Source organism: Sphingomonas lacunae (assembly GCF_012979535.1).
GTDB lineage: Bacteria > Pseudomonadota > Alphaproteobacteria > Sphingomonadales > Sphingomonadaceae > Sphingopyxis > Sphingopyxis lacunae.
Window position 1 is genome coordinate 663,126 of the sequence record NZ_CP053015.1, and the last position, 26,028, is coordinate 689,153.

28 protein-coding genes and 1 tRNA gene are annotated in these 26,028 nt (G+C 61.1%); 11 read left to right on the top strand and 18 right to left on the bottom strand.

The window, feature by feature from the left end; all coding sequences use genetic code 11:
- Nucleotides 1-149: 149 nt before the first annotated feature.
- From adh to fghA, 3 genes are all read right to left on the bottom strand, one after another.
- Nucleotides 150-1,670: an aldehyde dehydrogenase gene (adh, locus tag GV829_RS03015; protein ID WP_169943762.1), complete on the bottom strand. Its 1,521-nt coding sequence runs from the start codon at nucleotides 1,668-1,670 to the stop codon at nucleotides 150-152.
- A gap of 153 nt (nucleotides 1,671-1,823) precedes the next feature.
- Complete coding sequence (locus GV829_RS03020) at nucleotides 1,824-2,789, bottom strand: GAF domain-containing protein (protein WP_169943763.1); 966 nt, start codon at nucleotides 2,787-2,789, stop codon at nucleotides 1,824-1,826.
- Between the two features lie 162 nt (nucleotides 2,790-2,951).
- Nucleotides 2,952-3,791, bottom strand: a complete 840-nt coding sequence (gene fghA / locus GV829_RS03025) for an S-formylglutathione hydrolase (RefSeq protein ID WP_169943764.1) — start codon at nucleotides 3,789-3,791, stop codon at nucleotides 2,952-2,954.
- Nucleotides 3,792-3,922: 131 nt separating this feature from the next.
- Here fghA and GV829_RS03030 point away from each other — a divergent pair, with 131 nt between their 5' ends.
- The 4 genes from GV829_RS03030 (at nucleotide 3,923) to GV829_RS03045 (ending at nucleotide 7,736) form a co-directional block, all read left to right on the top strand.
- The gene (locus GV829_RS03030; RefSeq protein ID WP_169943765.1) at nucleotides 3,923-5,479 is read left to right on the top strand and encodes an acetyl-CoA acetyltransferase; all 1,557 of its coding nucleotides are present in this window, start codon (nucleotides 3,923-3,925) and stop codon (nucleotides 5,477-5,479) included.
- Nucleotides 5,480-5,494: 15 nt separating this feature from the next.
- Complete coding sequence (locus GV829_RS03035) at nucleotides 5,495-6,664, top strand: CaiB/BaiF CoA transferase family protein (protein ID WP_169943766.1); 1,170 nt, start codon at nucleotides 5,495-5,497, stop codon at nucleotides 6,662-6,664.
- 162 nt (nucleotides 6,665-6,826) lie between these two features.
- Entirely contained in the window at nucleotides 6,827-7,294 is a 468-nt protein-coding gene (locus GV829_RS03040) for a hypothetical protein (protein ID WP_212612146.1), read from the top strand.
- A gap of 130 nt (nucleotides 7,295-7,424) precedes the next feature.
- Nucleotides 7,425-7,736, top strand: coding sequence for a hypothetical protein (locus GV829_RS03045; protein WP_169943767.1), 312 nt, complete (start codon nucleotides 7,425-7,427; stop codon nucleotides 7,734-7,736).
- Nucleotides 7,737-7,749: 13 nt separating this feature from the next.
- Here GV829_RS03045 and GV829_RS03050 read toward each other — a convergent pair whose 3' ends face one another.
- The gene (locus GV829_RS03050; RefSeq protein WP_169943768.1) at nucleotides 7,750-8,949 is read right to left on the bottom strand and encodes an acyl-CoA dehydrogenase family protein; all 1,200 of its coding nucleotides are present in this window, start codon (nucleotides 8,947-8,949) and stop codon (nucleotides 7,750-7,752) included.
- A gap of 30 nt (nucleotides 8,950-8,979) precedes the next feature.
- Nucleotides 8,980-10,170 (bottom strand): acetyl-CoA C-acetyltransferase, encoded by a 1,191-nt coding sequence (locus tag GV829_RS03055; RefSeq protein WP_169943769.1) that lies wholly within the window; start codon nucleotides 10,168-10,170, stop codon nucleotides 8,980-8,982.
- A 180-nt stretch (nucleotides 10,171-10,350) separates the two neighbouring features.
- Between GV829_RS03055 and GV829_RS03060 the strand changes: the two genes are divergently transcribed.
- Complete coding sequence (locus GV829_RS03060; protein WP_169943770.1) at nucleotides 10,351-11,820, top strand: ABC transporter substrate-binding protein; 1,470 nt, start codon at nucleotides 10,351-10,353, stop codon at nucleotides 11,818-11,820.
- Between the two features lie 100 nt (nucleotides 11,821-11,920).
- A complete protein-coding gene (locus GV829_RS03065) occupies nucleotides 11,921-12,343 on the top strand; it encodes a DUF4112 domain-containing protein (protein ID WP_169947887.1) in 423 nt (140 codons plus the stop codon).
- 51 nt (nucleotides 12,344-12,394) lie between these two features.
- Here the strand turns inward: GV829_RS03065 and GV829_RS03070 are convergent.
- Nucleotides 12,395-12,481: transfer RNA gene (locus tag GV829_RS03070), tRNA-Tyr, on the bottom strand.
- Between the two features lie 126 nt (nucleotides 12,482-12,607).
- Between GV829_RS03070 and GV829_RS03075 the strand changes: the two genes are divergently transcribed.
- On the top strand, nucleotides 12,608-13,372 hold the full coding sequence (locus GV829_RS03075) for a TrmH family RNA methyltransferase (RefSeq protein ID WP_169943771.1): 765 nt from the start codon (nucleotides 12,608-12,610) through the stop codon (nucleotides 13,370-13,372).
- A gap of 6 nt (nucleotides 13,373-13,378) precedes the next feature.
- Here GV829_RS03075 and GV829_RS03080 read toward each other — a convergent pair whose 3' ends face one another.
- The gene (locus GV829_RS03080) at nucleotides 13,379-13,696 is read right to left on the bottom strand and encodes a 2Fe-2S iron-sulfur cluster-binding protein (protein ID WP_169943772.1); all 318 of its coding nucleotides are present in this window, start codon (nucleotides 13,694-13,696) and stop codon (nucleotides 13,379-13,381) included.
- A 130-nt stretch (nucleotides 13,697-13,826) separates the two neighbouring features.
- Here GV829_RS03080 and GV829_RS03085 point away from each other — a divergent pair, with 130 nt between their 5' ends.
- Both GV829_RS03085 and GV829_RS03090 read left to right on the top strand, forming a co-directional pair.
- Nucleotides 13,827-14,444 carry a DNA-3-methyladenine glycosylase family protein gene (locus tag GV829_RS03085; RefSeq protein WP_169943773.1) on the top strand — a complete coding sequence of 206 codons (618 nt, stop codon included), beginning with the start codon at nucleotides 13,827-13,829 and terminating at the stop codon, nucleotides 14,442-14,444.
- A 92-nt stretch (nucleotides 14,445-14,536) separates the two neighbouring features.
- Entirely contained in the window at nucleotides 14,537-15,349 is an 813-nt protein-coding gene (locus GV829_RS03090; RefSeq protein WP_169943774.1) for an SDR family oxidoreductase, read from the top strand.
- A 16-nt stretch (nucleotides 15,350-15,365) separates the two neighbouring features.
- Here the strand turns inward: GV829_RS03090 and GV829_RS03095 are convergent, their stop codons facing one another.
- Nucleotides 15,366-15,656 (bottom strand): 4a-hydroxytetrahydrobiopterin dehydratase, encoded by a 291-nt coding sequence (locus tag GV829_RS03095; protein WP_169943775.1) that lies wholly within the window; start codon nucleotides 15,654-15,656, stop codon nucleotides 15,366-15,368.
- A gap of 23 nt (nucleotides 15,657-15,679) precedes the next feature.
- On the opposite strand from GV829_RS03095, the gene ccmA reads away from it, so the two are divergent.
- Together ccmA and GV829_RS03105 are read left to right on the top strand one after the other, a co-directional pair.
- Complete coding sequence (gene ccmA / locus GV829_RS03100) at nucleotides 15,680-16,387, top strand: heme ABC exporter ATP-binding protein CcmA (RefSeq protein ID WP_246202993.1); 708 nt, start codon at nucleotides 15,680-15,682, stop codon at nucleotides 16,385-16,387.
- Complete coding sequence (locus GV829_RS03105) at nucleotides 16,384-17,034, top strand: heme exporter protein CcmB (RefSeq protein ID WP_169943776.1); 651 nt, start codon at nucleotides 16,384-16,386, stop codon at nucleotides 17,032-17,034. The genes ccmA and GV829_RS03105 overlap by 4 nt, the downstream gene beginning before the upstream one ends.
- On the opposite strand, the gene GV829_RS03110 is transcribed toward GV829_RS03105, so the two are convergent.
- The 10 genes from GV829_RS03110 to coxB form a co-directional block, all read right to left on the bottom strand.
- Nucleotides 17,031-17,906, bottom strand: coding sequence for a class I SAM-dependent methyltransferase (locus GV829_RS03110; protein ID WP_246202995.1), 876 nt, complete (start codon nucleotides 17,904-17,906; stop codon nucleotides 17,031-17,033). The two genes, GV829_RS03105 and GV829_RS03110, sit on opposite strands and share 4 nt — an antisense overlap.
- Nucleotides 17,903-19,297 (bottom strand): threonine synthase, encoded by a 1,395-nt coding sequence (gene thrC / locus GV829_RS03115; RefSeq protein ID WP_169943777.1) that lies wholly within the window; start codon nucleotides 19,295-19,297, stop codon nucleotides 17,903-17,905. Before thrC ends, GV829_RS03110 begins: the two co-directional genes overlap by 4 nt.
- Before the next feature lie 80 nt (nucleotides 19,298-19,377).
- Nucleotides 19,378-20,076, bottom strand: coding sequence for an SURF1 family protein (locus GV829_RS03120; RefSeq protein ID WP_169943778.1), 699 nt, complete (start codon nucleotides 20,074-20,076; stop codon nucleotides 19,378-19,380).
- Between the two features lie 9 nt (nucleotides 20,077-20,085).
- Entirely contained in the window at nucleotides 20,086-20,502 is a 417-nt protein-coding gene (locus GV829_RS03125; protein ID WP_169943779.1) for a DUF983 domain-containing protein, read from the bottom strand.
- A gap of 8 nt (nucleotides 20,503-20,510) precedes the next feature.
- On the bottom strand, nucleotides 20,511-21,374 hold the full coding sequence (locus tag GV829_RS03130; protein WP_169943780.1) for a cytochrome c oxidase subunit 3: 864 nt from the start codon (nucleotides 21,372-21,374) through the stop codon (nucleotides 20,511-20,513).
- A gap of 80 nt (nucleotides 21,375-21,454) precedes the next feature.
- A complete protein-coding gene (locus tag GV829_RS03135; protein ID WP_169943781.1) occupies nucleotides 21,455-22,021 on the bottom strand; it encodes a cytochrome c oxidase assembly protein in 567 nt (188 codons plus the stop codon).
- Nucleotides 22,021-22,164 carry a hypothetical protein gene (locus tag GV829_RS03140; RefSeq protein ID WP_169943782.1) on the bottom strand — a complete coding sequence of 48 codons (144 nt, stop codon included), beginning with the start codon at nucleotides 22,162-22,164 and terminating at the stop codon, nucleotides 22,021-22,023. Before GV829_RS03140 ends, GV829_RS03135 begins: the two co-directional genes overlap by 1 nt.
- The gene (locus GV829_RS03145) at nucleotides 22,161-23,063 is read right to left on the bottom strand and encodes a heme o synthase (RefSeq protein WP_246202998.1); all 903 of its coding nucleotides are present in this window, start codon (nucleotides 23,061-23,063) and stop codon (nucleotides 22,161-22,163) included. The genes GV829_RS03140 and GV829_RS03145 overlap by 4 nt, the downstream gene beginning before the upstream one ends.
- A 91-nt stretch (nucleotides 23,064-23,154) precedes the next feature.
- Entirely contained in the window at nucleotides 23,155-24,810 is a 1,656-nt protein-coding gene (ctaD, locus tag GV829_RS03150) for a cytochrome c oxidase subunit I (protein WP_169943784.1), read from the bottom strand.
- Between the two features lie 17 nt (nucleotides 24,811-24,827).
- Complete coding sequence (gene coxB / locus GV829_RS03155) at nucleotides 24,828-25,901, bottom strand: cytochrome c oxidase subunit II (protein WP_169943785.1); 1,074 nt, start codon at nucleotides 25,899-25,901, stop codon at nucleotides 24,828-24,830.
- Nucleotides 25,902-26,028: the final 127 nt, after the last annotated feature.

A 26,028-nucleotide genomic window follows, 5' to 3' on the forward strand; every position in this document is an offset into this window, starting at 1 on the left:
GGCAAAGTCCCCCTTGCTCCAGCAAGGCCCCTGCCCTGCCGGTCAATGATTTCTGGAATTGGGAAGGTTGGTGGACGGCCCGGAGGCAGGACCGGGATGGGAGAGAGTTTGCCCCGCCCGCCGGGCCGTCCGCTGTGGTCAGCGGTGCGTCAGAAGAAGCCGAGCTTCTGTGGAGCGTAGCTGACCAGCATGTTTTTGGTCTGCTGATAATGGTCGAGCATCATCTTGTGGGTTTCACGCCCGATGCCCGACTGCTTGTACCCGCCGAATGCGGCGTGGGCCGGATAGGCATGGTAGCAGTTGGTCCACACACGGCCCGCCTGAATGGCGCGGCCAAAGCGGTAGCAGGTATTGGCATCGCGGCTCCAAAGCCCTGCGCCAAGACCGTAGGCGCTGTCATTGGCGATGGCGAGCGCTTCCTCCGGTGTCGAGAATGTGGTGGTCGAGACGACCGGGCCGAAGATTTCCTCCTGGAAGATGCGCATCTTGTTGTGGCCGCGAAAGACGGTCGGCTTGATGTAAAAGCCACCGGCTAGATCACCACCGAGGTCAGCAGCGCTGCCACCGGTCAGCACTTCGGCGCCTTCGTCACGACCGATCTGCAGGTAGCGCAGGATCTTTTGCTGTTGTTCCTCGCTGGCCTGCGCCCCGATCATCGTCGCGGGATCAAGCGGATTGCCCTGGACGATGGCTTCGACACGCTTGAGCGCGCGTTCCATGAAGCGGTCATAGATGCTTTCGTGGATCAAAGCGCGCGACGGGCAGGTGCAAACCTCACCCTGATTGAGGGCAAACATGACAAAGCCTTCGATCGCCTTGTCAAAGAAATCGTCATCCTGCGCGGCAACATCGGCGAAGAAGATGTTGGGGCTCTTGCCGCCAAGTTCGAGCGTCACCGGGATGAGGTTTTCGCTGGCATATTGCATGATCAACCGACCGGTCGAGGTTTCGCCGGTAAAGGCGATCTTGGCGATGCGCTTTGAGCTGGCGAGCGGCTTGCCGCATTCGAGGCCAAAGCCGTTGACGACATTGAGCACGCCCGGCGGGAGCAGATCGGCGATCAATTCCATCAGCACCATGATCGAGGCTGGCGTCTGCTCGGCGGGCTTCAGCACGATGCAGTTGCCGGCGGCGAGCGCGGGTGCGACTTTCCAAACCGCCATCAGGATGGGGAAGTTCCACGGGATGATCTGTCCAACAACGCCGAGCGGTTCGTGGAAGTGATAGGCCATGGTGTCATGGTCAATCTCTGCGATCGACCCTTCCTGGGCGCGGATGCAGCCAGCGAAATAGCGGAAATGATCGATGGCGAGCGGCATGTCGGCGGCCATCGTCTCGCGGATCGGCTTGCCATTGTCCCATGTCTCAGCGGTCGCGAGCAGGGCGAGGTTTTCCTCCATCACATCGGCGATGCGGTTGAGGATGACGGCGCGTTCGGCTGCGCTGGTGCGGCCCCAGGCATCCTTGGCGGCGTGAGCGGCATCGAGCGCCAGTTCGATGTCGGCTTCGTCCGAACGGGCGACGCGGCAGATAACCTGTCCATTGATCGGCGAGATATTGTCGAAATAGCGTCCGGCCCGCGGGGCAACCCATTTGCCGCCAATGAAATTGTCATAGCTCGCGGCAAAGGGCGAAACCATGCGGGTCGCTTCGGAAACTTGCATGTCCATGGCTCAATCCTCTCTCTAGTCCCGGAGCGGGCTGTGGCGCCCGTCCTTGCAGCCTGCCTGACATGGGTGCGGCAGGGCTAACAGGGGGGTGCCGAGGAAGGATGGGGAGAGGTGTATCGGTGGTGAGACAGGTTGGCGCTGGGCGCGTCGCAATCAGTTCATACCGCCCATGCCGGCGCGTTCCATGCGGCGATACATGGTTGCCCGGCCAATGCCCAGCAGGCGTGCGGCAGCGGCGACATTGCCGCCGGACCGGGCGAGGGCTTGCCGCAGGATGGCGCGCTCACCATCATTGAAGCCATTATTGCCATCAGTCCCCATGACGTCAGCAAGCGGACGCGGAGCGAAGTGCGAATCGGCGCCAAGCCGGAACTGGCGGCGAGCAGCGCGCGATGCACCGATCACCAGATCATCACGATCCACTGCGAGCAAGGCGGCGCCTGCACTCGGTTGGTTGCCGCCGGCATAAACAATGCGGGCATCGGCAAAGCGGCGGCAGAAGAAGTCCCGTTCGATGCTGCGCGCTGCATCCTGCACCAAAGTGGCGATCATCGTCGCCATCGCCTCGCCATGATCGGAGCGGGCGGTCGACACATCAAGCGCGGCAACGAGCCGTCCCTCGGGGTCAAAAATTGGCGCGTCCATACAGCTCACGCCGACATTGCGGCTGGCGAAATGATCGCCACGGAAAATGGTGACCGGTCGTGCCTCGACCAGACAGGTGCCAATACCATTTGTCCCTTCGTCGGATTCGCTCCACGACGCGCCAGGGGCGAGACCGATGGCGTCGAACATCTCCTTGTCGGCATCGAGCGCACGCGTTTCGAGAACGATGCCGCTGACATCCGAGATGATGACGCAGCAACCGGCTCCGCCGACGCTGCCAAACAGCCGGTCAAGCGAGGGGGTGGCGGCGGCGAGCAGTTCGCCATTGGCCTCCCGCAGGCGCGAGACAGCGCGATCATCCATTCGGTCGTTGCGGCTGGCAGCAGCAGGATCCAGCCCGTGATGCAGCGCGGAGCGGCACCAGCTCGCCGCAACGGCCGAGGTTGCCGCCGCCTGTGGCGACTGGACGGTGCTGAGCACCAGATCATTATGGTTATGCGCCTTGCCTACCATTGCGCCACTCTCCCGGTCCCGCTGCAGCGAGTATAGCTGTCCTTTGTGGCAACCATTACCCCCCGGCAGACGGAGCATCCTTGACCTTGCTCAACGAATTGCAAGCGCGGTGCGGCGGGCGGAGTGGTGCACCTGTCTCAAAAGTGAGACAGGTATGGGGCTTTACAATCGCTCGGCGTGCCAGCGGACGTGCTCGGCCATGAAGGTCGAGATGAAATAATAGCTATGGTCATAGCCGGGTTGCAGGCGGATGGTGGCGGGCTGGTTGGCCACTGTGCAGGCGTCCCGCAGCAGGTGGGTTTTGAGCTGGGCTTCGAGGAAACTGTCAGCCTCTCCCTGGTCGACCAGCAGATCGGGCAATCGGGCACCGTTGGCGATGAGGGCGCAGGCGTCATAGCTGGCCCATGCAGTTCGATCAGCGCCGAGGTAGCCGGTCAGCGCCTTTTCCCCCCAGGGGCAGTTGAACGGCGAGACAATCGGGGCAAAGGCGCTGACACTGCGGAACCGTTCCGGGTTGCGCAGCGCTATGGTCAGCGCGCCATGGCCGCCCATACTGTGGCCGGTGATGCCCTGACGCGCCATGTCGACCGGGAAATGCGCAGCGATCAGCGCGGGCAGTTCCAGCTCAATATAGGATCGCATGCGGTAGTGAGTGCTGAACGGTGCCTCGGTCGCGTCGACATAGAAGCCGGCACCGAGGCCGAAATCCCACGCCCCCTCCGCATCGTCGGGGACGGTTTCGCCGCGCGGGCTGGTGTCGGGCGCAATCAAGATGATGCCGTGTTCGGCGCAGGCGGAGCGATATTCGCCCTTTTCCATGACATTGGCATGGGTGCAGGTGAGGCCCGAGAGATACCACAAAACCGGGAGCTTCGCGCCCGGCGCATGATCAGGCACGAAGACAGCGAAAGTCATCTCTGTTCCCGTCGCGCTGCTGGCGTGGCGATAGACGCCCTGAGTGCCGCCGTGGCTGCGGTTGGTCGAGACGGTGTCTAGGCTCATCGGGCGGGTCCTGTCTGGCAAGGCTGGCGATGCGCGCCGCTATAGCAGCGATGCCCGACCTGTCACGATTCCCCATTGCCGCGAACCGCCCGCCTCCGCCAGATAGGGGGCAACGGAGGGAGAGAATGGGCATGAGCATGGATCCGCGAACACCGGTGATTGTCGGCGTGGGGCAGAAGACGGTGCATTGGAACCCGGCGACGGGTGATGCGGCACCGAGCCCGCAGTCGCTGCGCGCCGAGGCGGCGCAGCTGGCGCTGGCCGACAGTGGCGCGGGCGCGGCGCTGGGCGGCATCATCGACCGGGTGGTCGCGGTACGGACGATGCTCGACAGCGTGCCGGGTGCGCCGCAACCCTTTGGTCGCTGTGCCAACCCGCCGGGGACGGTGGTGGCCGACCTAGGCCTCGCCCCACGCGATTGCATCCACAGCAATGTAGGCGGTGACCAGCCGCAGGCGCTGGTCAATGAAAGCGCGGAGGCGATCCATGCCGGCGAAGTGCGCGCCGTGCTGCTGACCGGATCGGAAGCGACGGCGGCGATGAAGGCGGCATTGAAGGCCGGGCAGGCGCTCGATTGGAGCCACAGCGCAGGGGACGTGCAGGATGATCGGGGGCTGGGTGCTTCGCTGCTGTCACCCTATGATGTCGCCAACGGGCTCGGCGCGCCGACGCAGACCTATCCGGCGTTCGAGCAGGCGCTTAGGGTGCGGTGGGGCAACAGCCCGGCGCAACACCGAGCGCTCATGTCGCAGCTGTGGTCAGGCTTTTCGAGCGTGGCGGCGGCGAACCCGCATGCGCAATTCCCGGTCGAGCGGGATGTAGAATTTCTGTCGACCCCATCGAGGGAAAATTATCCGGTCGCCGATCCCTATCTCAAATGGGATGTGGCGCAGGATGCGGTCAACCAGGGCGCGGCAGTGGTGCTGACCAGCGTCGGCGAGGCGGACCGGCTGGGGATTTCGCCGGACAAGCGGGTGTTCCTGCACGGCCATGGCCATGTGAAGGACAAGGTGCCGAGCGAGCGGCCCGACCTCTCGCGGAGCCTCGCCACCGAACTGGTGCTGAGGCAGGCACTGGCGACGAGCGGTATGGCGGATGCGTCGCGGATAGGCCTCTATGACTTGTACAGCTGTTTCCCGGTCGCGGTGCTGCTGGCGGCGGAAGCGCTGGGACTCGACTGGCAGCGGGGCAGCAACCTGCCCGGCAGGGCGGCGGCACTGACGCTGACCGGCGGCCTCCCCTTCTTTGGCGGGGCGGGCAATAATTATTCGATGCACGGCATCGCCGAGATGGTCAGCCGGTTGCGCGGCGCGCCAGGAACGTACGGACTGGTCCTTGCCAATGGCGGATTCCTGTCGAAGGAAGCTGCGGGCGTTTATTCGACCGAGGCACCCGCGCAATGGCAGCCAGTCAGCAATGGGGCGATTCAGGCCGAGTGCGACGCGCAACAGGGGCCGCGCCTGCTGAGCGAAAGCGCCACCGCCACCATCGAAAGCTGGAGCGTGACCTGGGCCAAGGGCGAGCCGCAGCGCGGCTATGTCTTTGCCCGGACCGACGATGGCGCGCGCATCCTCGCCCGCACACGCAAGGATGAGGCAGGCAAGCTGCACGCGCTCGCCGACCCGGAGGCGGTCGGCAAGCGGGTGTCGATTGTCCATGAGGATGGCGTCAACCTGATCGCCTTTTGAGCGGAGACTGATGCGATGATCGAAGCGGGGGATGGCCAGCCGTTGTTGAGCGGGGTCAAGGTGATTGACCTGACCAGCGTCGTGTTCGGCCCCTATGCGACGCAGATATTGGCGGATATGGGCGCCGACGTGATCAAGGTCGAGCCACCGGCGGGAGACCAGTTCCGTCCAGGGACACGACCGGCGGTGACACCGGGGATGGGGTCAGGTTGGATGGCTGTCAATCGGGGCAAACGCTCCGTCGCGCTGGACCTGAAGTCCGCCGATGACCTGGCGGTGATGCAGCAACTGCTCGCCGAGGCAGACGTCTTTGTCGTCAATGTCCGCGGCAAGGCGATGGAGCGGCTGGGGCTCGATTATGCGGCGGTCAGCGCAATCAACCCGGCGATCATCTATGCCCATTGCGTCGGCTTTGGGCAGGACGGTCCCTATGCCGATTTACAGGCCTATGATGATGTCATTCAGGCGGCGAGCGGCACCACAACCCTGTTGCCGCGTGTCGATGGCGTGGCGAAGCCGCGTTACCTGCCCTCGCTGATCGCCGACAAGGTATCGGGCCTGCATGCCGCCTATGCGATACAGGCGGCGCTGATCCACAAGCTGAGGACCGGGCGTGGCCAGCATGTCGAAATCCCGATGTTCGAGGCGTTCACAAGCTTCATGATGCTGGAGCATCTCGGCGACCAGACCTTTGTCCCGCCGATTGGCCCGGCGGGCTATCCACGCCAGCTCGACCCGGACCGGCAGCCCTTTCGGGCGAGCGACGGCTGGTTGAGCATCGTGGCCTATACCAATGGTGCGTGGGACCGTATTTTTGCGGTGCTGGGGGAACCAGAATTCCTGAACGACGAGCGCTTTGCCGATGCCAAATTGCGGTTCTTTAACAGTGCTGCCCTCTATCAGCGCATGGCTGAACTGACGCCGCGCTACACCGTCGATGATCTGTTGGCACGATTGCAGGCTGTCGACATTCCGGCGCAAAAGGTCCGCGACCTCGATGAGGTGATTGCCGACGAGCATCTCAATGCCACAGGCTTTTTCCGCCAGCGCAGCCACCCCAGCGAAGGCGACTATATCGAAATGCGATCACCGGTGCGGTTCAGCGATGCCAACTTGCCAGCGGTCGCAATGCCGCCGCAGCTCGACCAGCACGGCGCAGACCTCCGCCAATGTGGCGGGAAATAGGCCGCGAGCACTGAACCGCTGATGAAGCAAAAGTTATATTCCGTTCAGGCGGAAATGATTGACGAAAAAGATAAAACAATTGACACACAGAGTCCCAATTACGGGAAAGGGGGGTGATGCCGGACAGCTCTGGCATGGGCCCGTTTAGTAAGGACAGTGACTGTGACCAGACTTTCCACCACCGCGGCGATGGCAGCCGCTGCATTTGCCTTCATCGCAGTGGCCAGCCCTGCTGCCGCTCAAAACGCCGGCCTGACGGCCAATTCGGGTGAAATCACACTTAATGCCGGCTTTACGCCCGACCCCTATCGCGTCAGTCTGGTGTCCGGTGGCAGCATCGACGGCGGTGCTTTGCCCGGCGCCTGTGTTGGCATGATCAGCGACGCCCCTGATTTCGAAGTGACCTATTCGGGCGGTTCATTGCCGTTGACCTTCCGCACACAGTCGAGCGGCGATACGACGCTCATCATCAATGGCCCGGACGGCAACTGGTATTGCGATGATGATAGCGGTGGCGGCGTCAATGCCCGCGTCACGTTCCGCAACGCCCGGGCTGGCACCTATGACATTTGGGTTGGTGCGATCGGTGGCAGTGCAGCCACGACGCTGTTGATCAGCGAGTTGCCGTAAATCCGAGGCTAAGCTGCCTGGAGCAGACCATTTATGGGCCGGGTGATCGACATGATTGCCCGGCCCTGTTCGTCGGTCTATAGCAGCTCTGTCACTCTTTGAAGCGTGACCGGACGGGCGGTCGAGACTCATGTGGTTCACTATCAAGCGTTTCATCAACAATAACGCTGAGTATCTTGCCGAAACCCTTCTTTTTCTGATTGCGGCCTATATCGCCACATTGCTTGTCCACAGGCTGTTTGTTGGCCCCTTTGGCAATGAGACAGAACGTCGCCATGGCGAGTTGACCGCCCATTATGAACTCCGTCTCGCCCGGCTGCTCGACGACCCCGCCTATCCCCGACGTCGCTTCTGGCGCAAAGTCAGAGCAGCATTCGTCTGGCTTATCTTTCTAGCAGGAGTCGTGCCGTGGATCGTCACTCGCCAACAGCTGATCTACTGACCAAAGGCTCTGTTCAGGCGGATTGTGCCGCCTTCCAATCGCGCCGGATTTTCTTGGCGAGGCTCCATTTGTGGACTTCGGTTGGACCATCATAGATGCGGAAAGCGCGCACTTCCCGGAAAACCTGCTCGACGATCGTAGTATCGGTAACGCCGGTTCCACCCATTACCTGAACGCAGCGGTCGGCAATCCGCATCAGCGCTTCCGAAACAGCCACCTTCGTAATCGAGCTTTCAACTGTCCCGAGCGATCCGGAGTCGAGCACCGAGGCACACCATTGGATCATCAGTTCAGCCTGCTTCAGGTCGATGAGGTTCTCCGCAAGCATGAAGCCGACCCCCTCATGGTCAATCAGATGCTTGCCGAATGCCATGCGGCGGTTGGCATAATCCGCAGCAATCTCGTGCGCTCGCTGGCAGCTGCCGTGCCAGCGCATGCAGTGGGACAGACGCGCCGGTGACAGCCGCACCTGCGCATATTTGAAGCCTTCGCCTGCCTCTCCCAGCATCTGGTCCGCGGGGACCCGCAGATTCTCGATCGTAACCGTTGCATGGCCGCCAGGCATCGAACTGTCGATGGTGTTGGGAACATGGTCAATCCGGATGGCTGGATCCGGCAGGTCGACGAGGAACATGCAGGCACCACCCGCCGCCGGGCCATCGGCAGCTTTTGCCATGACAATGCCGACCCTTGCCCCTTCGGCGCCTGTAATAAAGGCCTTGCGGCCATTGATGACCCAGTGGTTGCCGTCCAGCCGGCAAGTCGTCTGCATCATTGAGGGATCGCTGCCGGCGCCTCCTTCCAGCGCTGGCTCGGTCATGAAAAAGGCGGAGCGGACTCGTCCTTCGACCATCGGTGTCAGGAAACGCTGCTTAAGCTCGGGGCTGCCGACCTTGCCAAGCAGATACATATTGCCTTCATCAGGCGCCATGGTGTTGACCGCCAGCGGTCCAAGCGGTGACAGACCCGACTTTTGCAGGACAATAGCGGTTTCCTGCTGGGTCAAGTGGCCGCCATCGGGCAGAATATGCGGGGTGAGCACACCGGCTGCTCGCGCCTTATCGCGCATCTCCATGACCAGTTCGTCGAGCGGTGCGCCGTGATGGTCACGACGCGGATCGTTTTCGTAAGGTATCACCACCTTCCGGACAAAAGCCTCCACTGCAGCGGCGATCTGTTCGGTACGTTCAGGTCCGGCTCCATGCAGGCTCATTGTCGGCCTCCTTCCAGTTCAATCAACGGTTCAGACGCGTTCAAAAATCGCAGCGATGCCTTGGCCGCTGCCGACGCACATTGTTTCCAGGCCATAGCGACCATTGCGACGGACCAGTTCGCGGGTCAGAGTCGCCAGAATTCTGCCGCCGGTGGCACCGATCGGATGGCCGAGCGATATGCCGGAACCATTGACGTTGAGGCGGGAACGATCATCCCAGCCCCAACCTTTGAGTACTGCAAGCACTTGGGGAGCAAAGGCTTCGTTGAGCTCAACCAGATCAATATCGTCCCAACCAAGGCCGGTGCGGGCAAACAATCGCTCAACCGCCGGGACGGGGCCGATACCCATGCGCGATGGTTCGCAACCTGCGGCAGCCCAGCTGTGAAACCAGGCGATCGGCTCAAGGCCGAGTTCTGACAGCCTATCCTCTGCGACAACGAAACAGGCGGCGGCGGCGTCATTCTGTTGGCTGGCATTGCCGGCAGTCACCACCCCGCCTTCCAGTGGCTTGAGCGATCCGAGCGATTCCATGCTGGCATCGGCACGATAGCCTTCGTCATGGTCGACGACTACGTTCCCCTTCTTGCCCTTGATCGTGACCGGCACCAGTTCGTCGGCGAACTTGCCCTCGGCCCAGGCAGCGGCGGCTCGCTGGTGACTCATGACAGCATAGCCATCACTCTCTTCGCGCGTGATGCCATACTCCTTGGCCAGATTTTCCGCTGTCTCAATCATCCCGCTGATTCGGCCGAATCTCCATTCGGGTTGGGACATGAGCCGGCCACGCTGGAGTCTGTCGTGGAGCGTCACTGATCCGGCACGGGCCCCCTTGCGCACGTCGGTGCTGTAATATTCAACATTGGACATGCTCTCGACCCCGCCGGCGATGACGACATCAGCCACCCCGGTCTGGACCATCATCGCGGCATCAACAATCGCCTGAAGGCCAGAGCCACAGCGCCTATCAAGCGAATAACCGGGCACGCTGACCGGCAGACCCGCCTGCATCCCTACCCAGCGCCCCATGCACGGCGCCTCGCCATTGGCATAGCTTTGAGCAAAGACCACATCATCAATCCTTTCCGGGTCCAATCCGGTGCGTTCAAGCAATGCCCTTACCACTGTAGCGCCCAGTTCAGGTGCTGCGACTCCCGACAAGGCACCGAGAAACTTCCCGACCGGGGTTCGCAAGGGCGATACGATGGCTGCACGACGCATGGCGATCAATCCTCCAAAGGCTGCACTGGGCTTTGCAGTGTCACCGCGGGCTGCTGCTGACAAGCGTGGAGCGATCCGACTGGCAATTATGCCAAGGCAGACTTGCAAATCAGGCGCAGTGCGACGATTCAGATTGGCATGCCTGCGTTGCCGACATCATGGACCCGCCACTTGTTGCTGATGACTATGCCAGTGGCAGCAATCAGTCTGGTTGGTGGTTGCAGCCTCTTTGGTGAAAGCGGGCCGGTGCGCGTGGCGGCGATCGGGGCTCTCCACCGCAATCCAGAGCAAGCAGCGCCGCCTTTATCCCTTCCGGATCGCTTGTTGATGGAAGCAACCGCGCAAGGGCTGGTGAGCTTTGCCGCCGATGGTCAGATTGAGGCAGGGCTTGCCGAGCGCTGGACCGTGATCGATGATGGCCGTTCTTACATCTTTCGCCTTCGTGAAGCCCATTGGACCAACGGGCGACCCGTCAAAGCGGCTGATGTTGCCGCAATCCTCCGTCAAAAAATGGCTTCGCCTCGCCTTCGTTCACCGTTGCGCGGTGAATTTGCCGGGGTCCGGGCGATATTGGCGCGGACGACAAAGGTCATCGAAATCCAGCTCGATCGACCTCAACCCGCCTTGCTTGACTTGTTGGCGCAGCCAGACATGGCGCTGATGCGCAGCGGACGGGGCTGGGGGCCGTGGCGAGCGGAGTGGCAAGGCGGCACGGCAACACTGACGCCGGTGCCGCTGATGGCCATGGTGGATGGACAACAAACCGCTGAGCCAGATGAGGAGGCACGCCGTGAGATCCAGCTCTGGGGCAGCAACACAGTGCGAGCGGTCACGCAATTTGAAGCGGGCGATGTCGATACTGTACTCGGCGGTCGATTCGACGGTTGGCCAATGGTCAAAGCAGCCGGCGTGCAACGCGAAAGGGCGATGATCGACCCGGTCGATGGCCTGTTTGGCCTAGCAGTGGTCACGGATCGCGGGCTGCTAGCCGACAGGCTGGCGCGGGATGCCGTCGGCATGGCCATAGACAGGCAAAGGTTGATAGAGGCGCTCGACATCCCGGGCTGGCAACCGCGCATCACGCTGCGTCCCCAACGCTCGGGCAATTCGGCCATTGAGCCTATTTATCCTGCCTGGGTCGATTTGCCACGAGCAGAACGCCTGAACCGTGCAGGCACACTGATTGCGGATTGGCGTAGCCGGAACGGCAATCAGCCCGCACTTCTGAGGATCGCGCTGCCCGACGGCCCCGGGGCGCGCATCATGTTCTCATGGCTCAGAACTGACCTGGCAATGGTTGGGATAGAAACACGGCGCGTACCAATGGCAGCGGATGCCGATCTGCGGCTGATCGATGATCTCGCACCTAGCAGCGACGATGGATGGTATCTGCGCCGGGTGGGCTGCGGGCGCGGCTTGAGCTGTAGTGTGGACGCCCAGCGCCTGATCGACGCGATCGGCGAAGCCGAGGACCCGGCCGGGCGAGTGCAGGCGATACAGGCCGCCGAAGAGGCCGTCATGCGGCATGCTGGCTTCATTCCGCTGGCTGGCCCGGTTCGCTGGTCACTGCTTTCGGACCGGGCGCCCGGGTTGCGGGCAAATAATCGTGGACGCCACAGCTTGATTCGCCTCCGGCCATACCCAAATTGATCGGGCAAGGGTTGCACATGGTCCGTTCCTGTCCGCTTTGGTCAGCGGCACAGCCGGGCTTGATGGAGTGACTTGATTGAAGACAACTGCCCAGAACCAGATGGACCGGCTCGCCGCACATCTGAACATCGACACAAAGAACCCGGCTGCCATTCGTCAGCGTGTCGAGATGCTCGAAATGCTGCTCGAGCGTAGCCTTACCATTCCTGGCACGCGCTTCCCCATCGGCCTTGACGCTGTCGCCGGACTGATTCCGGTGGTGGGCGACTTCATCACCGCCGCGCTGGGTGGCTATCTGGTATGGGAAGGGCGCAATCTGGGCATGTCCCGTTGGCAATTGCTGCGTATGGCCAGCAATGTGGGGGTGGACGCGCTCATTGGCGCCATTCCTCTGGTTGGCGACGCAGCGGACTTTGTGTTTCGGTCAAACAGCCGCAATCTCAGGATCATCAAACGGCATCTCGACAAGCATCACCCGGCCACGCGGATCATCGACGCAACGGCCACCCATCGATCGCATTGAGCGAAACACCCGGAAGACATCCCAGGCCGATAGAAACCATTTGCGGAATAGTGGTGGACAGGGCTGGATTCGAACCAGCGTACGACAACGTCGGGCAGATTTACAGTCTGCTGCCTTTAACCACTCGGCCACCTGTCCCCATTGCTGCTCACCGGTCGAGCCGGGCGAGCGGGCAGCGCGGTTGAACTGCTACCCTCGGGAGGCGCGTCAATGGCGAAACGGCGCTTGCCTGTCAATCAGCCACGTGGAAAAAGCACCGCCATCATGCGTAGAACAGACAAATCAGGCCGCTCCGGCCCCAAGTCCGGCAACAAATATGTCCGGCTGTGGGGCCGTCACCCGATCATTGCAGCCCTCAACAACCCGGAACGGACGTTTCGCCACATCTGGGGGACTCGCGAGGCATTGGCGACAGTGGACCTGCCGCCAAGGGTAACTGTGACATCCGCAGGGACGTCCGACCTCGCCGGGATGGTGCCTCACGGCGCACCACATCAGGGGCTGGTTGCCGAAGTCGACCCACTGCCCGACCGCTTTCTTGACGAATTCCTGACGCCAGAATCCGATGACCGGCGCCCTATCCTTGTGCTTGATCAGGTCACGGACCCGCAGAACATAGGCGCGATACTTAGGTCTGCGGCCGCCTTCGATGCAGTAGCAATCGTCACACAAGATCGGCACAGCCCTCCCGAATCAGGCACCATCGCCCGCGCTGCATCCGGCGCGCTCGAAATCATGCCGTGGGTCAGGGTGGTCAATCTGGCTCGCGCGCTCGATGAACTGGCAAATGCCGGCTATTGGCGCATCGGATTGGCCGGCGAAGCAAGCGACACATTGGGACAGGCGTTGGGCAAAATCCGCCCAGCGCTGGTGCTTGGGGCCGAAGGGCCCGGGATGCGGCAGAATACCGGCATGCATTGCGACCAGCTGGCGCGACTGCCAATCAGTCCGCTGATGGAGAGCCTCAACGTCTCCAACGCCGCCGCCATCGCCCTTTATGCGGCGGCGGAGGCGCGGGCCAAGAGCTGAGACCGATCAGTCTTCCGGCGCGATGGTGATGCGCAGACCGTCGAGCGAATCGTTGAACGGCAGCTGGCACGACAGGCGCGAATTGGCTTCGCGGAACGACGAACTGTCGAGCAGATCATTCTCGTCTTCGCTGATCGCCGGCAGCTTGTCGGCAAAGGCGGGGTCGACGATGACATGGCAGGTGGCGCAGGAACAGCAACCGCCGCACAGGGCCAGCAGCTCGTCAAAGCCCGCGTCACGGATATTTTCCATGACCGACAGGTTGGTGTCGCCTTCGATCGCTTTTTCAGTGCCATCGCGAGTGACGACGATCAACTTGGCCATATTCTGTTTCCCTCCGCCAGATTTGCGCGCAAATAACGGGATGCCCCATGACTGCTCGTCTCGCCTATGCTGTGCCAGAGCAGACGAATCAAGCGCCAGCTTGCGCAAAGGTGACGAAGGATCAATTGGGATGGGCCTGACTGCGGAGCAGTTGCAAGCGTCGCTGGACGCCATTGCGGTACGAGACAGCGATATGGCGAGGGCACTGGCTGCGGCTGGATATCCGGAGCCACGCATTCGCGAGCGGGGCTATGCCACAATGCTGCGGACGATTGTCGGCCAACAGGTCAGCGCAAAGGCAGCAGCAGCCGTTTACGCACGGGTCGAAGCGCTGCTGGGGCCAGGATGCCCACCAGATGCGCTTGTGGCTGCCAACGAACAAGAACTGCGCACCTGCGGCCTATCACGGCAGAAGCAGGGATATGCGCGCAGTCTCGCCGAACTGACCTTAAGCGGCGAACTGGAGCTCGACTCCCTTCCCGAAGATGACGAAGAGGCCATTGCCTTACTCACCCGGATCAAGGGTATCGGACGTTGGTCTGCGGAAATTTACCTGCTGTTCGCCGAAGGCCGTCTCGACATATGGCCGGCCGGCGATCTGGCGGTGCAGATTGCCGTAGGCAAGATCAAGAAGATCGATGGCCGGCCAACCGAAAAGCTGGTCCGGGCGATAGCCGAACCGTGGCGGCCACATCGCGGTGCCGCTGCGATTTTCGCTTGGCATGCCTATCAGAGCGAGGTGATCTGAGACGCCCTTACCGACATGAGTGAAAGTAAGGCTTGATTCCAAAGGCACATTGCGTCGACATGTCGCGAACATCAGTTCAGGAAAAGATAATCATGAGCGAAAGCGCCTCCCATCAGCGCAAGGCCATCTTCATCAGCGGCGGCGGTTCCGGCATTGGCCGCGCAACGGCCCGCCTATTTGCCGGGCGCGGTTGGTTTGTCGGCATTGGAGACATTAATCAGGCAGGGATGGAGGAGACGGCCGCCCTGCTGCCGGCAGGCATGTGCTCGATCCACCGGCTTGACGTCCGCGAGCGAGAGCAATGGCAGCGCGCCCTCGGCGAATTCGCTGAAAAGAGCGGCGGGCGCATCGATGTACTGTTCAATAATGCGGGCGTGGGTCTGGGTGGCGTCTTCGATGCACTTTCTCCCGAAGACGCCGATTTTGTGATCGACGTGAATTTCCGTGGGGTCATGAACGGTATCTACGCCGGCTTGCCCTTGTTGCGAGCGACACCGGGCAGTTGTATTCTGAACACAGGGTCAGCGTCCGGATTCTATGGGACACCTGGCCTCAGTATTTATTCGGCAACCAAATTTGCTGTCCGGGCCATGACAGAGGCGCTTGAGGTTGAGTTTGCCGACGAAGGCATCAAGGTTCGCAGTCTGATGCCCGGATTTATCGACACACCATTGCTGCAGCGCGCAGTCCCCGGCTCCAACGAAACCAGTCGCGACCGGGTTGTTCAGGCCGGACTGGAATTCACGCCGGTTGAACAAGTAGCACAGGCAGCGTGGGATGCCGTACATGGTGACACCGTGCATACGCCGGTTGGCAAGACTGCCAAACGACTTGCCTTCGCGAGCCGGTGGATACCAGGGCGCCTTCGCAAGCAGTTGAAATCGCAGCGAACTCTGGGGGAATAGTCAATGACGGAAACCCTTATCCGACCATTGCATCAATCTGCGCTGCCAGAGCGGCATCGCGCGCCGACAAGCCATCGGCATCATGCGTCGTCAATGTGATGGTCACGCGGTTGTAGACGTTAAACCATTCCGGGTGATGATCGGCCTTTTCCGCCAAAATAGCCACACGGGACATGAAACCGAACGCTTCGGCAAAGTCGCCAAACACAAACTTCCGTGTAATGGCGGCACCGTCACGATCAAGTGACCAAAGCGGATGCGCGTCCAGAAGCGCCCGCTGCTCGGCTTCACCCAAACGTTCTACCATCTCGCTTCTCCCCTTTTGCGCCATTGCACCTGCCCACCGGACCGGTAGAAGCAGCCTATGCCGCAATGCGCCCGATCCTGCCACTCCCGGCCTGTTTCAGCGAACCATTTGCCATGACGCGCGAACTGATCCGTTTTGATGCCCTCGCCTGTCGCCGGAGCACGCGCTTGTTATGGCGGGGTGTCGGTGGCCAACTTGCTGCCGGCGAGGCGCTGCACGTCACCGGTGCCAATGGAATCGGCAAATCGAGCCTGATCCGTATATTGGCCGATCTTTTGCCGGCAGCCCATGGCACTGTCCGACGCGACGGGCGCATAGCCATGATTGACGAAGCCCACGCCCTCGACCGAGACATGACAGTTGGCCACGCTCTTGCCTTTTGGGCAAAGGTTGATGGCATGGGCCGGGACAAGGTCGCTGGTGCCCTTGCCAGCCTGCACATTGGCCATTTGGCCGACGTGCCGGTGCGGTTTCTTTCGACCGGACAGCGCAAACGCGCCGGTCTGGCCCGTCTGCTCGTCAGCAGTGCATCACTTTGGCTGCTTGATGAACCCGGCAACGGCCTCGATCGGGACGGGTTGGCTTTACTTGAACAATTGATGGCAAACCATCGGGCAAGCGGTGGCGCGGTCCTGCTTGCATCGCATCTTCCTCTGGCCGTCGATGGCGCCAAGACTCTTGATCTGTCGGCGCATCAACCTGTCGGCGAAGATATTTGGGGACCGGCATGACGCTTTTCCTGTCACTGATCGGGCGGGATCTGGCCAGGGAATGGCGCAGCGGCAATTGGTGGCTGCCTGTTTCCTTTTTTCTCTTGGTAGCGACGCTCTATCCCTTTGCCGTCGGTCCTGACGCGACATTGCTGCGGCGGACCGGAGGCGGCATATTGTGGGTGGCAGCATTGCTCGCTGCGCTGCTACCGGTCGAGCGCCTATTCGCGCCCGATCGTGACGCTGGCGTGCTTGACCAATTGGCTTTGCGCGGCGTCGCTGACGAAATGGTGGCGGCGGCAAAGCTGATTGCCCACAGCATCGGGTTTGGCATTCCCCTGCTGCTGGCTACGGTTCCGGGCGCTGTTTTGCTCGATATGGATGGTGCAACATGGGGAAGGCTATCGCTGGGCCTTGCCATCGGCACACCAGCGCTCGCCGGTTTGGGTGTGATGATCGCAGCCATCACGCTTGGTCAGAGAGGATCATCGGCACTGGGCGGGTTGCTGTTGTTGCCGCTGGCCATTCCCGTGCTCATTTTCGGGGCCGGTATGCTTGACCCGCTCGGGAACAGTGCCACCCTTTTCCTTGCCGCGGCGTCACTGTTGCTGGTGGCGATGACGCCCTTTGCCGCCGGTGCCGCGCTGAGAGGTGCACGCGAAGCCTAACGCGACCATCGTGCCCATATGGCGGTCGGCAATTCAAGGCCCCGGCTTTCCTCCCGAATAGCCAGCTCACCGGCTTCTATCGTGCCGCCGAGGTGACCAAGCGACTGGCTCAGCAGTTCACGGAGCGCCAGGGCAGACATGCGGACAGCATAGACAGTCAGAAACAGGCAACGGGAATCGGCATCGAGCAGTTGAGCGCAATTGGCGATCAAACCCGGAAGGTCCTCTTCGAGACGCCATGTCTCACCATCCGGGCCCCGCCCGAACTTCGGCGGATCAAGAAGGATAGCGTCATAGCGACGGCCGCGCCGGACTTCGCGGGCCACGAATTTGCTGCAATCGTCAACGAGCCAACGAATGGGTGCGTCCGCAAGGCGGGATAGCGCCGCATTTTCCCTAGCCTGGGCAACAGACTTCTTGGAGGCATCAACATGAACGACGTTTGCACCGGTTGCAGCCATAGCCAGACTTCCCACCCCGGTGTAACCGAACAGGTTCAGAAACTGCGGCTGCTCAAGCCCGTGCACCCGTTGACGAATCCAGCCCCATACGGGTGCCATATCCGGGAAAAAGCCGAGATGGCGAAAAGGCGTACATTGTGCGTTGAAGCGGATACCTTCCCAATCAAGTTCCCAACCTTCACGAGGCACGGGACGGGCAAAGACCCACCTGCCACCCCCGTCCTCATCGGAGGCTGGAACAAATTCGCCATCAGCATCCCAATCATCAAGCGCTGAATCCCACATTGCCTGCGGTTCGGGCCGGATGAAACGCCAAGGGCCGTAGCGTTCAAACTTGCGGCCGTGGCCACTGTCAATCAGGCCAAAGCTGCGCCACGGTTCGCCGGTCAGGGTAACGAGCGGCTTGCTCACCGGCACGAATTCGCCAGCACGAAGTCCCGGACCGCCGCATAATCACCGGGCAAGCTGGTGTACCGCTCTTCGCGTTCAAACAAGCTGCCGACGCGCGCCGGCAATGCCGGTCTGCGACCGGTGGAGCGCTCCACAGCGTCCTGAAACTTGGCGGGATGGGCAGTCGCAAGCGTGACCATCGGAATGGCTGGATCCAGATCATCGGATCGAGCAGCCGCGAGGCCGACAGCTGTGTGCGGGTCAATCAGTTCGCCAGCCGCATCCCATGCCCAGCGAATGGATTGTGCCATCATGTCCTGATCAATCCGCGCACTGGTGAACAGGTTTGCTGCTCCCTGCCGCTGCGCATTGGTCAACTGCATGGCTTTGCTGGCTTCAAAGCCTGCCATCTGGGCAGCGATAGCTGACCCGTTGCGTCCGCCAAGATCAAAGAGCAGACGTTCGAAATTGGAACTGACCTGGATGTCCATGCTGGGTGTAGCGGTCGGCACCACTGTGCCTGCACTGTAATCTCCCGTGGACAGGGCTCGATGAAGAATATCGTTGATGTTGGTGGCGACGATCAGGCGGGCGATCGGTAGACCCATGCGCTGCGCGACATAGCCTGCAAAAACGTCGCCGAAATTGCCTGTCGGCACCGAATAGGCCACGGGACGGTGCGGTGCGCCTAGCCGGACCGCGGTATAGAAATAATAGACAACCTGCGCCGCCAGCCGGGCCCAGTTGATCGAGTTGACCGCCGACAGGGTGATTGACGAGGTGACCTGTTGATCGGCAAACATCCGCTTCACCATCGCCTGGGCATCATCAAAGCTGCCATCGATAGCGATGTTATGGACATTATCGGCAATGACAGTTGTCATTTGGCGCCGCTGGACGTCGCTGACGCGTCCTTGCGGATGAAGCATGAAGATCGAGACCTGCTGGCGCCCGGCAACCGCGTCAATGGCGGCTGAACCCGTGTCGCCAGAGGTGGCGCCAACGATGGTCAGATTGGTTTCGGTGCCCCTGAGGAAGCGTTCAAACAGCAGACCCAACAATTGCAGGGCGATATCCTTGAACGCCAGCGTCGGACCATGGAACAACTCCATGAGCCAGTGGCGACCATCCAGTTGGACCATCGGGACGACGGCTTCATGCGAGAATCGGCCATAGGCAGTCCGGGTCAGCGCCCTCAATTCCTCCATGGACAGGCTGTCGCCTACAAAGGGAGCGAGCACACGCGCAGCGGTTTCTGCATAGTCACATCCGGCGAGAGCGGCGATCTGGTCAGCTGTGAATTCGGGCCAGCTTTGCGGCAGGTACAGCCCTCCGTCGGGCGCTAGGCCCGCCATGGTGACCGAACGGAAGTCGAGCGGCGCAGCGGCGCCCCGTGTGGATTGATACAGCATCGCCTGCGTCGCCTAGCCGTCCGGGGCGCCAGCGGCAAGCACAGGCTTCGTTGGGACGCCGGAAGTCTGCCTTGCCAAGTTCAGCCCCGGCCGTTGCGCCTCCGTTGCAGGACGGCGAGGATAAATATGGCTGCCGCCATTGCGGCAAACAGGAACCATTGGCCAGCATAGGACCGGTGATTTGACGGAACCGATGAAGGGTCTGGCGGTGCAGAGGCAACCAAACCCGGGGCCGGGGTTTCAGCCACGATCATGAGACGCAACGGTGCTGGATCACTCAACATGCGCGAAAAGGCGCTCTGCTGGTCCGGTTCAAGCGTGACCCGGCCACGCACAAAGCCACCGACCCAGGCCAGATCAGGACCGGGTCCTTCGCTGACCCCCATGTCGACGAGAATGCCAGGGCCTTCTGCCCCTGTGGCACATGTTGCAATGTGTCGCCATCCGCTTCGCCCATCGACAGTACGGCCAGCCAATTCACGCCATTCGGTAACGCGCAGGCAGTTTGCCGATACTGTCCTGTAGAGATAGTCCTGATCGGCTGGGTTGATGCTTGGAAAGGCGGTCGGCGGCAGGCTCATATTCGTTTGGTACCTGGCGATCAGCGCATCCTTTTCAGACGCGCGACCCAATTGCCAAATGCCAAGGCCGATCATGATCGCAATGGCCAGGGCAACCACTATGCTCGCACCAATTGGCCAATCCGCCAGCTTTGATTCACCGTTCGGCGGAACAGGAGGAGTGGAAGGTTCGCGGCTGGGCGTGGATGATTCAGTCATGAGACCCGTTTAGCTTGCCTGTCCACCCGAGTCGCCCTCTTCATCAATCAACTTGCCCTCCCGGCCTTCCCTTTGGTGTTCTGCTGCAATCAGTCCCCCCTTGGCGACGCGCAGCCCCCCAAGCGTCAGGGCCAGAACAACCAGTGGCCAGACAATGAGATGAACCAACAGAGGTGGGTGAACGCTGAAATGCAGCCAGAGCGCGAGGGGCACCACGATGGCGCCTATCAGCATGATGAGTAAGGCGGCAGGACCATCACCTACGTTGAACCGCGCGAAATCGAGGTGGCAACGGTGACAATGGTCGGCGAAACGGATCGGCCCTGCGAACAGGCCGGGCGCACCACATTCGGGGCAGAGTCCAAAAAGGGCGGCCCGCGCAATGGCGGGCCGCCCTTCTGATCCCTCGGTGGGATGGTCTGTCATTCGCCGCCTCAGTGGTGGACCGGAGCGCCCCAGCCACCCCAAACATAGACGACGATGAACAGGAAGAGCCACACAACGTCCACGAAGTGCCAGTACCAGGCGGCCGCTTCGAAACCGAAATGCTGCTTGGGCGTGAAGTGGCCCTTGTAGGCGCGAACGAGGCAAACGATCAGGAAGATCGTGCCGACGAACACGTGGAAGCCGTGGAAGCCTGTCGCCATGTAGAAGGCCGAGCTGTAGTTCAGGCCTGCGAACGGGAAGGGTGCTACGGCATATTCATAAACCTGGATCGACGAGAAAAGCAGACCAAGACCGATGGTGACCCACAGGCCCTTGATCAGACCGGCGCGATCATCATTCAGCAAGGCGTGGTGTGCCCAGGTAACGGTCGTGCCCGAGCAGAGCAGGATCAGCGTGTTGAGGAGCGGCAGGTCAAACGCGTTGATGACCTCAATTCCCTTGGGCGGGAAGCTCATCAGGGCGGCGGCGCCGTCCTGGCCGATGAGGTTGCTGACGACGCCGTCCACTACTTCCAGCGGCTGCGGGAAGAGGGCGAAATCGAACCAGGCCCAGAACCAGCCGACGAAGAACATCACTTCCGAAGCAATGAACAGGATCATGCCGTATCGCAGGTGAAGCTGCACCACCGGGGTATGGTCGCCCGCATGTGCTTCGCGGACGACATCCGCCCACCAGAAATAGAAGGTTGCGATGACAGCCGCGAGGCCAAGGCCCAGCACCCATTTGCCGACTTCATTGTCGTGCATGAACATCACCAGACCGCCGAACATGATCATGGCGGCGAACGAGCCGACCAGCGGCCAGATGCTCGGTTCTACGAGATGGTAATCATGGTGTTTGGCACCGGCCATGACGGCTCCCCTATGTGCTTCGTTGGCGCATCCTTGGCGGGTCCCCCCTGCGGCGGGATGCGTGAATATGACGATTGCCCTTAACGGCCTGAACCTGCTTCGTCCACAGGATAGAATGTATAGGACAGGGTGATTTCCTTAACGTCGCGGGCATCCACGTCGTCAAGCAATTTCGGATCAACATAGTAGATCACTGGCATTCGGACTTCCTGCCCTGGTTCAAGGCGCTGTTCCGTAAAGCAGAAGCATTGCACCTTGCTGAAATATGGGCCGGCTTGCGTTGGAGTGACATTAAAGGTCGCGGTGCCAGTAATGGGACGATCGGAGTCGTTCCTGGCAACGAACACCATCATGTCACGGGCGCCGATGCTGATCGTGTCGCGTTGCCGCTCGGGTCGGAACGACCAGGGCAAATTGCCGGAAACGTTGGAGTCAAAGCGTACCGAGATTGTCTTGCCATCGGCGACGACGAACTTGCTGGCCTCCTCTTCCGTAACCCGCATTGTCGTGCCGCCGAAACCGGTGACTTGGCAAAAAATGCGATAGAGCGGCACGGCGGCAAAGCCGAGCGCGGTCATCGCTACTGCAATCATTCCGACCCAAAGGCCGGTCCGGATGTTGCGGTCGAGTTGATTGATCCACTGCATCAGTTTGCTAGCCCCATTTTGGCTATGGTGATGAAGAAGAAGAGGGCAGCCAAGGCAAGAAGCCCCAAGCCCATGATGCGCGCTCGGCCCTTTTGGCGGCGACGCAGTTCCTCGAGATCGAACGGTTCGGGCGCGTCAGTCATACAAGGCCAATCCAGCGATCTGCCACCAGTGCGGCGAACAGGATGAAAAGATAAAGGATCGAGAACCAGAACAGGCGGCGTTCGGGTTTCATGCCATCATCGGTCTCGGTCGAACGAAAGCCTACATGCGTGGCCAAAAGGAGAAAGAGGAGGCTGAGGCTGGTGGCGATGACACCATAGACCAGACCGGCATAGCCGATAAGCCAGATGGCAACCGCACAGGCCACCATTGGCAGCGTGTAGAGGAAAATCTGGCGCCGGGTTGCGCTTTCGCCGGCCACAACCGGAAGCATCGGGATTCCTGCATTGGCATAATCCGTCCGGACAAACAGCGACAACGCCCAGAAATGCGGCGGCGTCCACAGGAAGATCAGGAGGAACATCATCCAGGGCATGGAAAGCAAAGGCACGGCGGTGGAGACGTCGCCGGTGGCTGCGGCCCAGCCGATCACCGGCGGGAACGCTCCAGCGGCACCGCCGATCACAATATTCTGCGGTGTCCGGGGCTTTAGCCAGATGGTGTATACAAGGAGATAGAACAGGATCGAGACGGCCAGCATCGCCGCAGCCGTCCAGTTGGTCGCAAAACCAAGCAACAGAACCGAAAAAACACCAAGGCCGACACCAAAATGGAGCGCCGAGACCTTGTCCATGCGGCCCGATGGGAGCGGCCGTCCAGCCGTCCGTTTCATCGCCCGGTCGACATCCACCTCATACCATTGATTGAGCGCGCCGCTCGCCCCTGCCCCAAGTGCTATTGCAAGGATGGCGGTGAAGCCAAGAACGGGGTGAATAATCTCCCCAGGAGCCACCAACATGCCACACAGGGCAGTGAAGATGGCGAGGCTCATGACGCGCGGCTTGGTCAGGGCGAGGAAGTCGCGCCAGTCGGCGGGCATCGTCAGGGGGAGAGATGGGGCATCGGCCATAGTGTTTGCTACCGAGGAAGGCCGGCCGTCACATCCCCCTGTGACCGCCGGCCTCATATTCTCAGTCGATCTTCGGCAACTGGTTGAACTGGTGGAACGGCGGCGGGCTGGACAGCGTCCATTCCAGCGTCGTTGCACCCTCACCCCACGGATTCGCTTCAGCGCGACGTCCGGCGAGGAACGTGTAGAGGACGTTCACGAAGAAGATCAGCACGCCGACGGCCATGATGGCATAGCCCCACGAGGAGATGTTGTGCCAATATTCATAGGCGACGGCATAGTCGGGATAGCGGCGCGGCATACCCTGCTGGCCCAGGAAGTGCATCGGGAAGAACATGACGTTCACGCCGATGAAAAACACCCAAAAGTGCAGCTGGCCGAGGAATTCGCTGTACATGCGGCCCGACATCTTCGGCAGCCAGTAATAGAAACCCGCGAAGAGGGCGAAGACGGCGCCGAGCGAGAGCACATAGTGGAAGTGGGCCACGACATAATAAGTGTCGTGCAGGTTCTGGTCGACGCCACCGTTGGCGAGGACAACACCAGTCACGCCACCAACAGTGAACATGAAGATGAAGCCCAGCGACCAGACCATCGGAGTCTTGAAGCTGATGGAGCCGCCCCACATCGTCGCCAGCCAGGAGAAGATCTTGATGCCGGTCGGGACGGCGATGACCATCGTAGCGGCAGTGAAGTACATCTTCAGGTTAACGCTCATGCCGACGGTGAACATGTGGTGGGCCCAAACGATGAACCCGACGACACCGATGGCAACCATGGCATAGGCCATGCCGAGATAGCCGAACACAGGCTTGCGGCTGAAGGTCGAGACAATCTGGCTGATGATACCAAAGCCCGGCAGGATCATGATATACACTTCCGGGTGACCAAAGAACCAGAAGAGATGCTGGTACAGGACCGGATCGCCACCACCATTGGGATCATAGAAGGTGGTGCCGAAGTTGCGATCGGTCAGCAGCATGGTGATCGCGGCTGCGAGAACCGGCAGCGCCAGCAGAAGCAGGAAGGCGGTAACGAGCACCGACCAGACAAAAAGCGGCATCTTGTGCAGGGTCATGCCCGGCGCGCGCATGTTGAAGATGGTCGTGATGAAGTTCACCGCACCGAGGATCGACGCCGCGCCGGCGAGGTGAAGCGAGAAGATCGCCATGTCGACGGCCGGGCCGACCGAACCACTGGTCGATAGCGGCGCATAGACAGTCCAGCCCGTCCCCGCCCCATTGCCGGCTCCACCCGGCACGAATGCCGAACCGACCAGCATGATGAATGCGACGAACGTCAGCCAGAAGCTGACATTGTTCATGCGCGGAAACGCCATGTCCGGCGCACCGATCATGATGGGCACGAACCAGTTGCCGAAACCGCCGATGATGGCCGGCATAACCATGAAGAAGACCATGATCAAACCGTGCGCCGTGATCAGGACGTTCCAAAGATGATTGCCGGCAGCAGCATCGCTGCCACCGCCGAGCATCGCAGCCCAGCCAGGCAGATATTGGACACCATGCTCAGCCAGTTCGAGACGCATCATCCCCGAGATCGCGCCGCCGATAACGCCGGCAAAGATCGCGAAGATCAGATAAAGGGTGCCGATGTCCTTGTGGTTGGTGGACATGAACCAGCGAACGAAGAAGCCGGGCTTGTGATCGGCGTGATCGTCGTGGTGGGCGTGGCCATGGGCAGCAATGTCAGTCATCAGTCCTGATCCTCGGTTCAGCGAGCAGCGGCGGCAGGCGCCGCAGCAGGAGTGGCAGTCGGGGCTGCCGGCGCAGCGGCAGCAGAAGCGGCATCCGGGGTAGCAGCGGCAGGAACTGCCGTGGCTTCGGCCGCTCCAGGGTCAGCAGTGCCTGGCATTGCACCACCCTTAGAAGCAACCCAGTCGGCAAAGGCCTGCTCACTGACAACTTCGACAGCGATAGGCATATAGCCATGGTTTACGCCGCAGAGCTCCGAGCATTGGCCATAATAAACGCCCTCACGCGTTGCCCGGAAAGTCACCTCGTTGAGACGGCCAGGAACAGCATCCATCTTCGTCCACAAGGCCGGAACGGCGAAGCTGTGAATCACGTCAGCGCCGCGAACGATCAACTTCACCGTCTTGTTCACCGGGACCACCATGCGATTGTCGACGGCCAGCAGATAGGGTTCGCCAGACGCTTCGGCAGCCTTTTCATCCAACATGTTGGAGACATATTCACCGATACCATGGTCGGGATATTCATATCCCCAATACCATTGATAACCATTGACCTTGACGGTCACGGCGTCAGCAGGCGGCGGCGCATATTGTTTGGCCAGCAGGTCGATCGACGGGACCGATATGCCGACCAGAATAAATACCGGCACAAGCGTCCAGATAACTTCGATCAAGGTGTTGTGAGAGGTTTTGGAAGGCACCGGGTTGGCTGCCGCGCGATAGCGGGCGACGATCCAGAGCATCAAGCCCAGCACAAACAGCGAAATGATGGTGATCAACGGAAGCAGGATCACATTATTCAGCCAAAGCGCATATTGGCCATTCTCGGTAACCTGCGGCTGAAAATCGAGGCCGCCCGGTATCGGCTGCCCCTGACCCTCAACAGGCTGAGCACGGGCATAGGCGCCGGAACCGACCTCAGTGGCGACACCAGGCGCAGCCGATTCAGTCGCCGCAGTCGACGAAGCTTCCGCAGTAACCGCCGCGGTTGCCGCCGCGGCTGCGGGAGCCGCGGCAGGAGCCGCAGCATGGATGGCCACCGGCGTTGCGGCGATCATCGTGGCGAGAAACAGGCGCTTCAACATTTGCATGGCTTTGCAGTCCACCCCGGTCGAATCAAACTCAAACTTGCCCTGCCCTAGCGTCAGACAGGGCCGTTCCGCCAGAGGGGCGGCCCGTATTTTGGGGGCGCTATAGACTGGCTTGCCGCAGGTCACA

Excerpts from the sequence above, each read along its gene's own strand:
- GV829_RS03035 (WP_169943766.1), top strand. The coding sequence starts at position 5,495 with ATGATCGAAGCGGGGGATGGCCAGCCGTTGTTGAGCGGGGTCAAGGTG.
- thrC (WP_169943777.1), bottom strand. The coding sequence starts at position 19,297 with ATGCTGTATCAATCCACACGGGGCGCCGCTGCGCCGCTCGACTTCCGT.
- GV829_RS03130 (WP_169943780.1), bottom strand. The coding sequence starts at position 21,374 with ATGGCCGGTGCCAAACACCATGATTACCATCTCGTAGAACCGAGCATC.
- adh (WP_169943762.1), bottom strand. The coding sequence starts at position 1,670 with ATGGACATGCAAGTTTCCGAAGCGACCCGCATGGTTTCGCCCTTTGCC.
- GV829_RS03055 (WP_169943769.1), bottom strand. The coding sequence starts at position 10,170 with ATGCGTCGTGCAGCCATCGTATCGCCCTTGCGAACCCCGGTCGGGAAG.
- fghA (WP_169943764.1), bottom strand. The coding sequence starts at position 3,791 with ATGAGCCTAGACACCGTCTCGACCAACCGCAGCCACGGCGGCACTCAG.
- GV829_RS03140 (WP_169943782.1), bottom strand. The coding sequence starts at position 22,164 with ATGACTGACGCGCCCGAACCGTTCGATCTCGAGGAACTGCGTCGCCGC.
- GV829_RS03125 (WP_169943779.1), bottom strand. The coding sequence starts at position 20,502 with ATGACAGACCATCCCACCGAGGGATCAGAAGGGCGGCCCGCCATTGCG.
- GV829_RS03085 (WP_169943773.1), top strand. The coding sequence starts at position 13,827 with ATGGGCCTGACTGCGGAGCAGTTGCAAGCGTCGCTGGACGCCATTGCG.
- GV829_RS03075 (WP_169943771.1), top strand. The coding sequence starts at position 12,608 with ATGCGTAGAACAGACAAATCAGGCCGCTCCGGCCCCAAGTCCGGCAAC.
- GV829_RS03050 (WP_169943768.1), bottom strand. The coding sequence starts at position 8,949 with ATGAGCCTGCATGGAGCCGGACCTGAACGTACCGAACAGATCGCCGCT.
- GV829_RS03145 (WP_246202998.1), bottom strand. The coding sequence starts at position 23,063 with ATGCCCGCCGACTGGCGCGACTTCCTCGCCCTGACCAAGCCGCGCGTC.
- coxB (WP_169943785.1), bottom strand. The coding sequence starts at position 25,901 with ATGCAAATGTTGAAGCGCCTGTTTCTCGCCACGATGATCGCCGCAACG.
- ctaD (WP_169943784.1), bottom strand. The coding sequence starts at position 24,810 with ATGACTGACATTGCTGCCCATGGCCACGCCCACCACGACGATCACGCC.
- GV829_RS03080 (WP_169943772.1), bottom strand. The coding sequence starts at position 13,696 with ATGGCCAAGTTGATCGTCGTCACTCGCGATGGCACTGAAAAAGCGATC.
- GV829_RS03120 (WP_169943778.1), bottom strand. The coding sequence starts at position 20,076 with ATGACTGAATCATCCACGCCCAGCCGCGAACCTTCCACTCCTCCTGTT.
- GV829_RS03090 (WP_169943774.1), top strand. The coding sequence starts at position 14,537 with ATGAGCGAAAGCGCCTCCCATCAGCGCAAGGCCATCTTCATCAGCGGC.
- GV829_RS03045 (WP_169943767.1), top strand. The coding sequence starts at position 7,425 with ATGTGGTTCACTATCAAGCGTTTCATCAACAATAACGCTGAGTATCTT.
- GV829_RS03105 (WP_169943776.1), top strand. The coding sequence starts at position 16,384 with ATGACGCTTTTCCTGTCACTGATCGGGCGGGATCTGGCCAGGGAATGG.
- GV829_RS03030 (WP_169943765.1), top strand. The coding sequence starts at position 3,923 with ATGAGCATGGATCCGCGAACACCGGTGATTGTCGGCGTGGGGCAGAAG.
- GV829_RS03095 (WP_169943775.1), bottom strand. The coding sequence starts at position 15,656 with ATGGTAGAACGTTTGGGTGAAGCCGAGCAGCGGGCGCTTCTGGACGCG.
- GV829_RS03135 (WP_169943781.1), bottom strand. The coding sequence starts at position 22,021 with ATGCAGTGGATCAATCAACTCGACCGCAACATCCGGACCGGCCTTTGG.
- GV829_RS03065 (WP_169947887.1), top strand. The coding sequence starts at position 11,921 with ATGGACCGGCTCGCCGCACATCTGAACATCGACACAAAGAACCCGGCT.
- GV829_RS03020 (WP_169943763.1), bottom strand. The coding sequence starts at position 2,789 with ATGGTAGGCAAGGCGCATAACCATAATGATCTGGTGCTCAGCACCGTC.
- GV829_RS03060 (WP_169943770.1), top strand. The coding sequence starts at position 10,351 with ATGACTATGCCAGTGGCAGCAATCAGTCTGGTTGGTGGTTGCAGCCTC.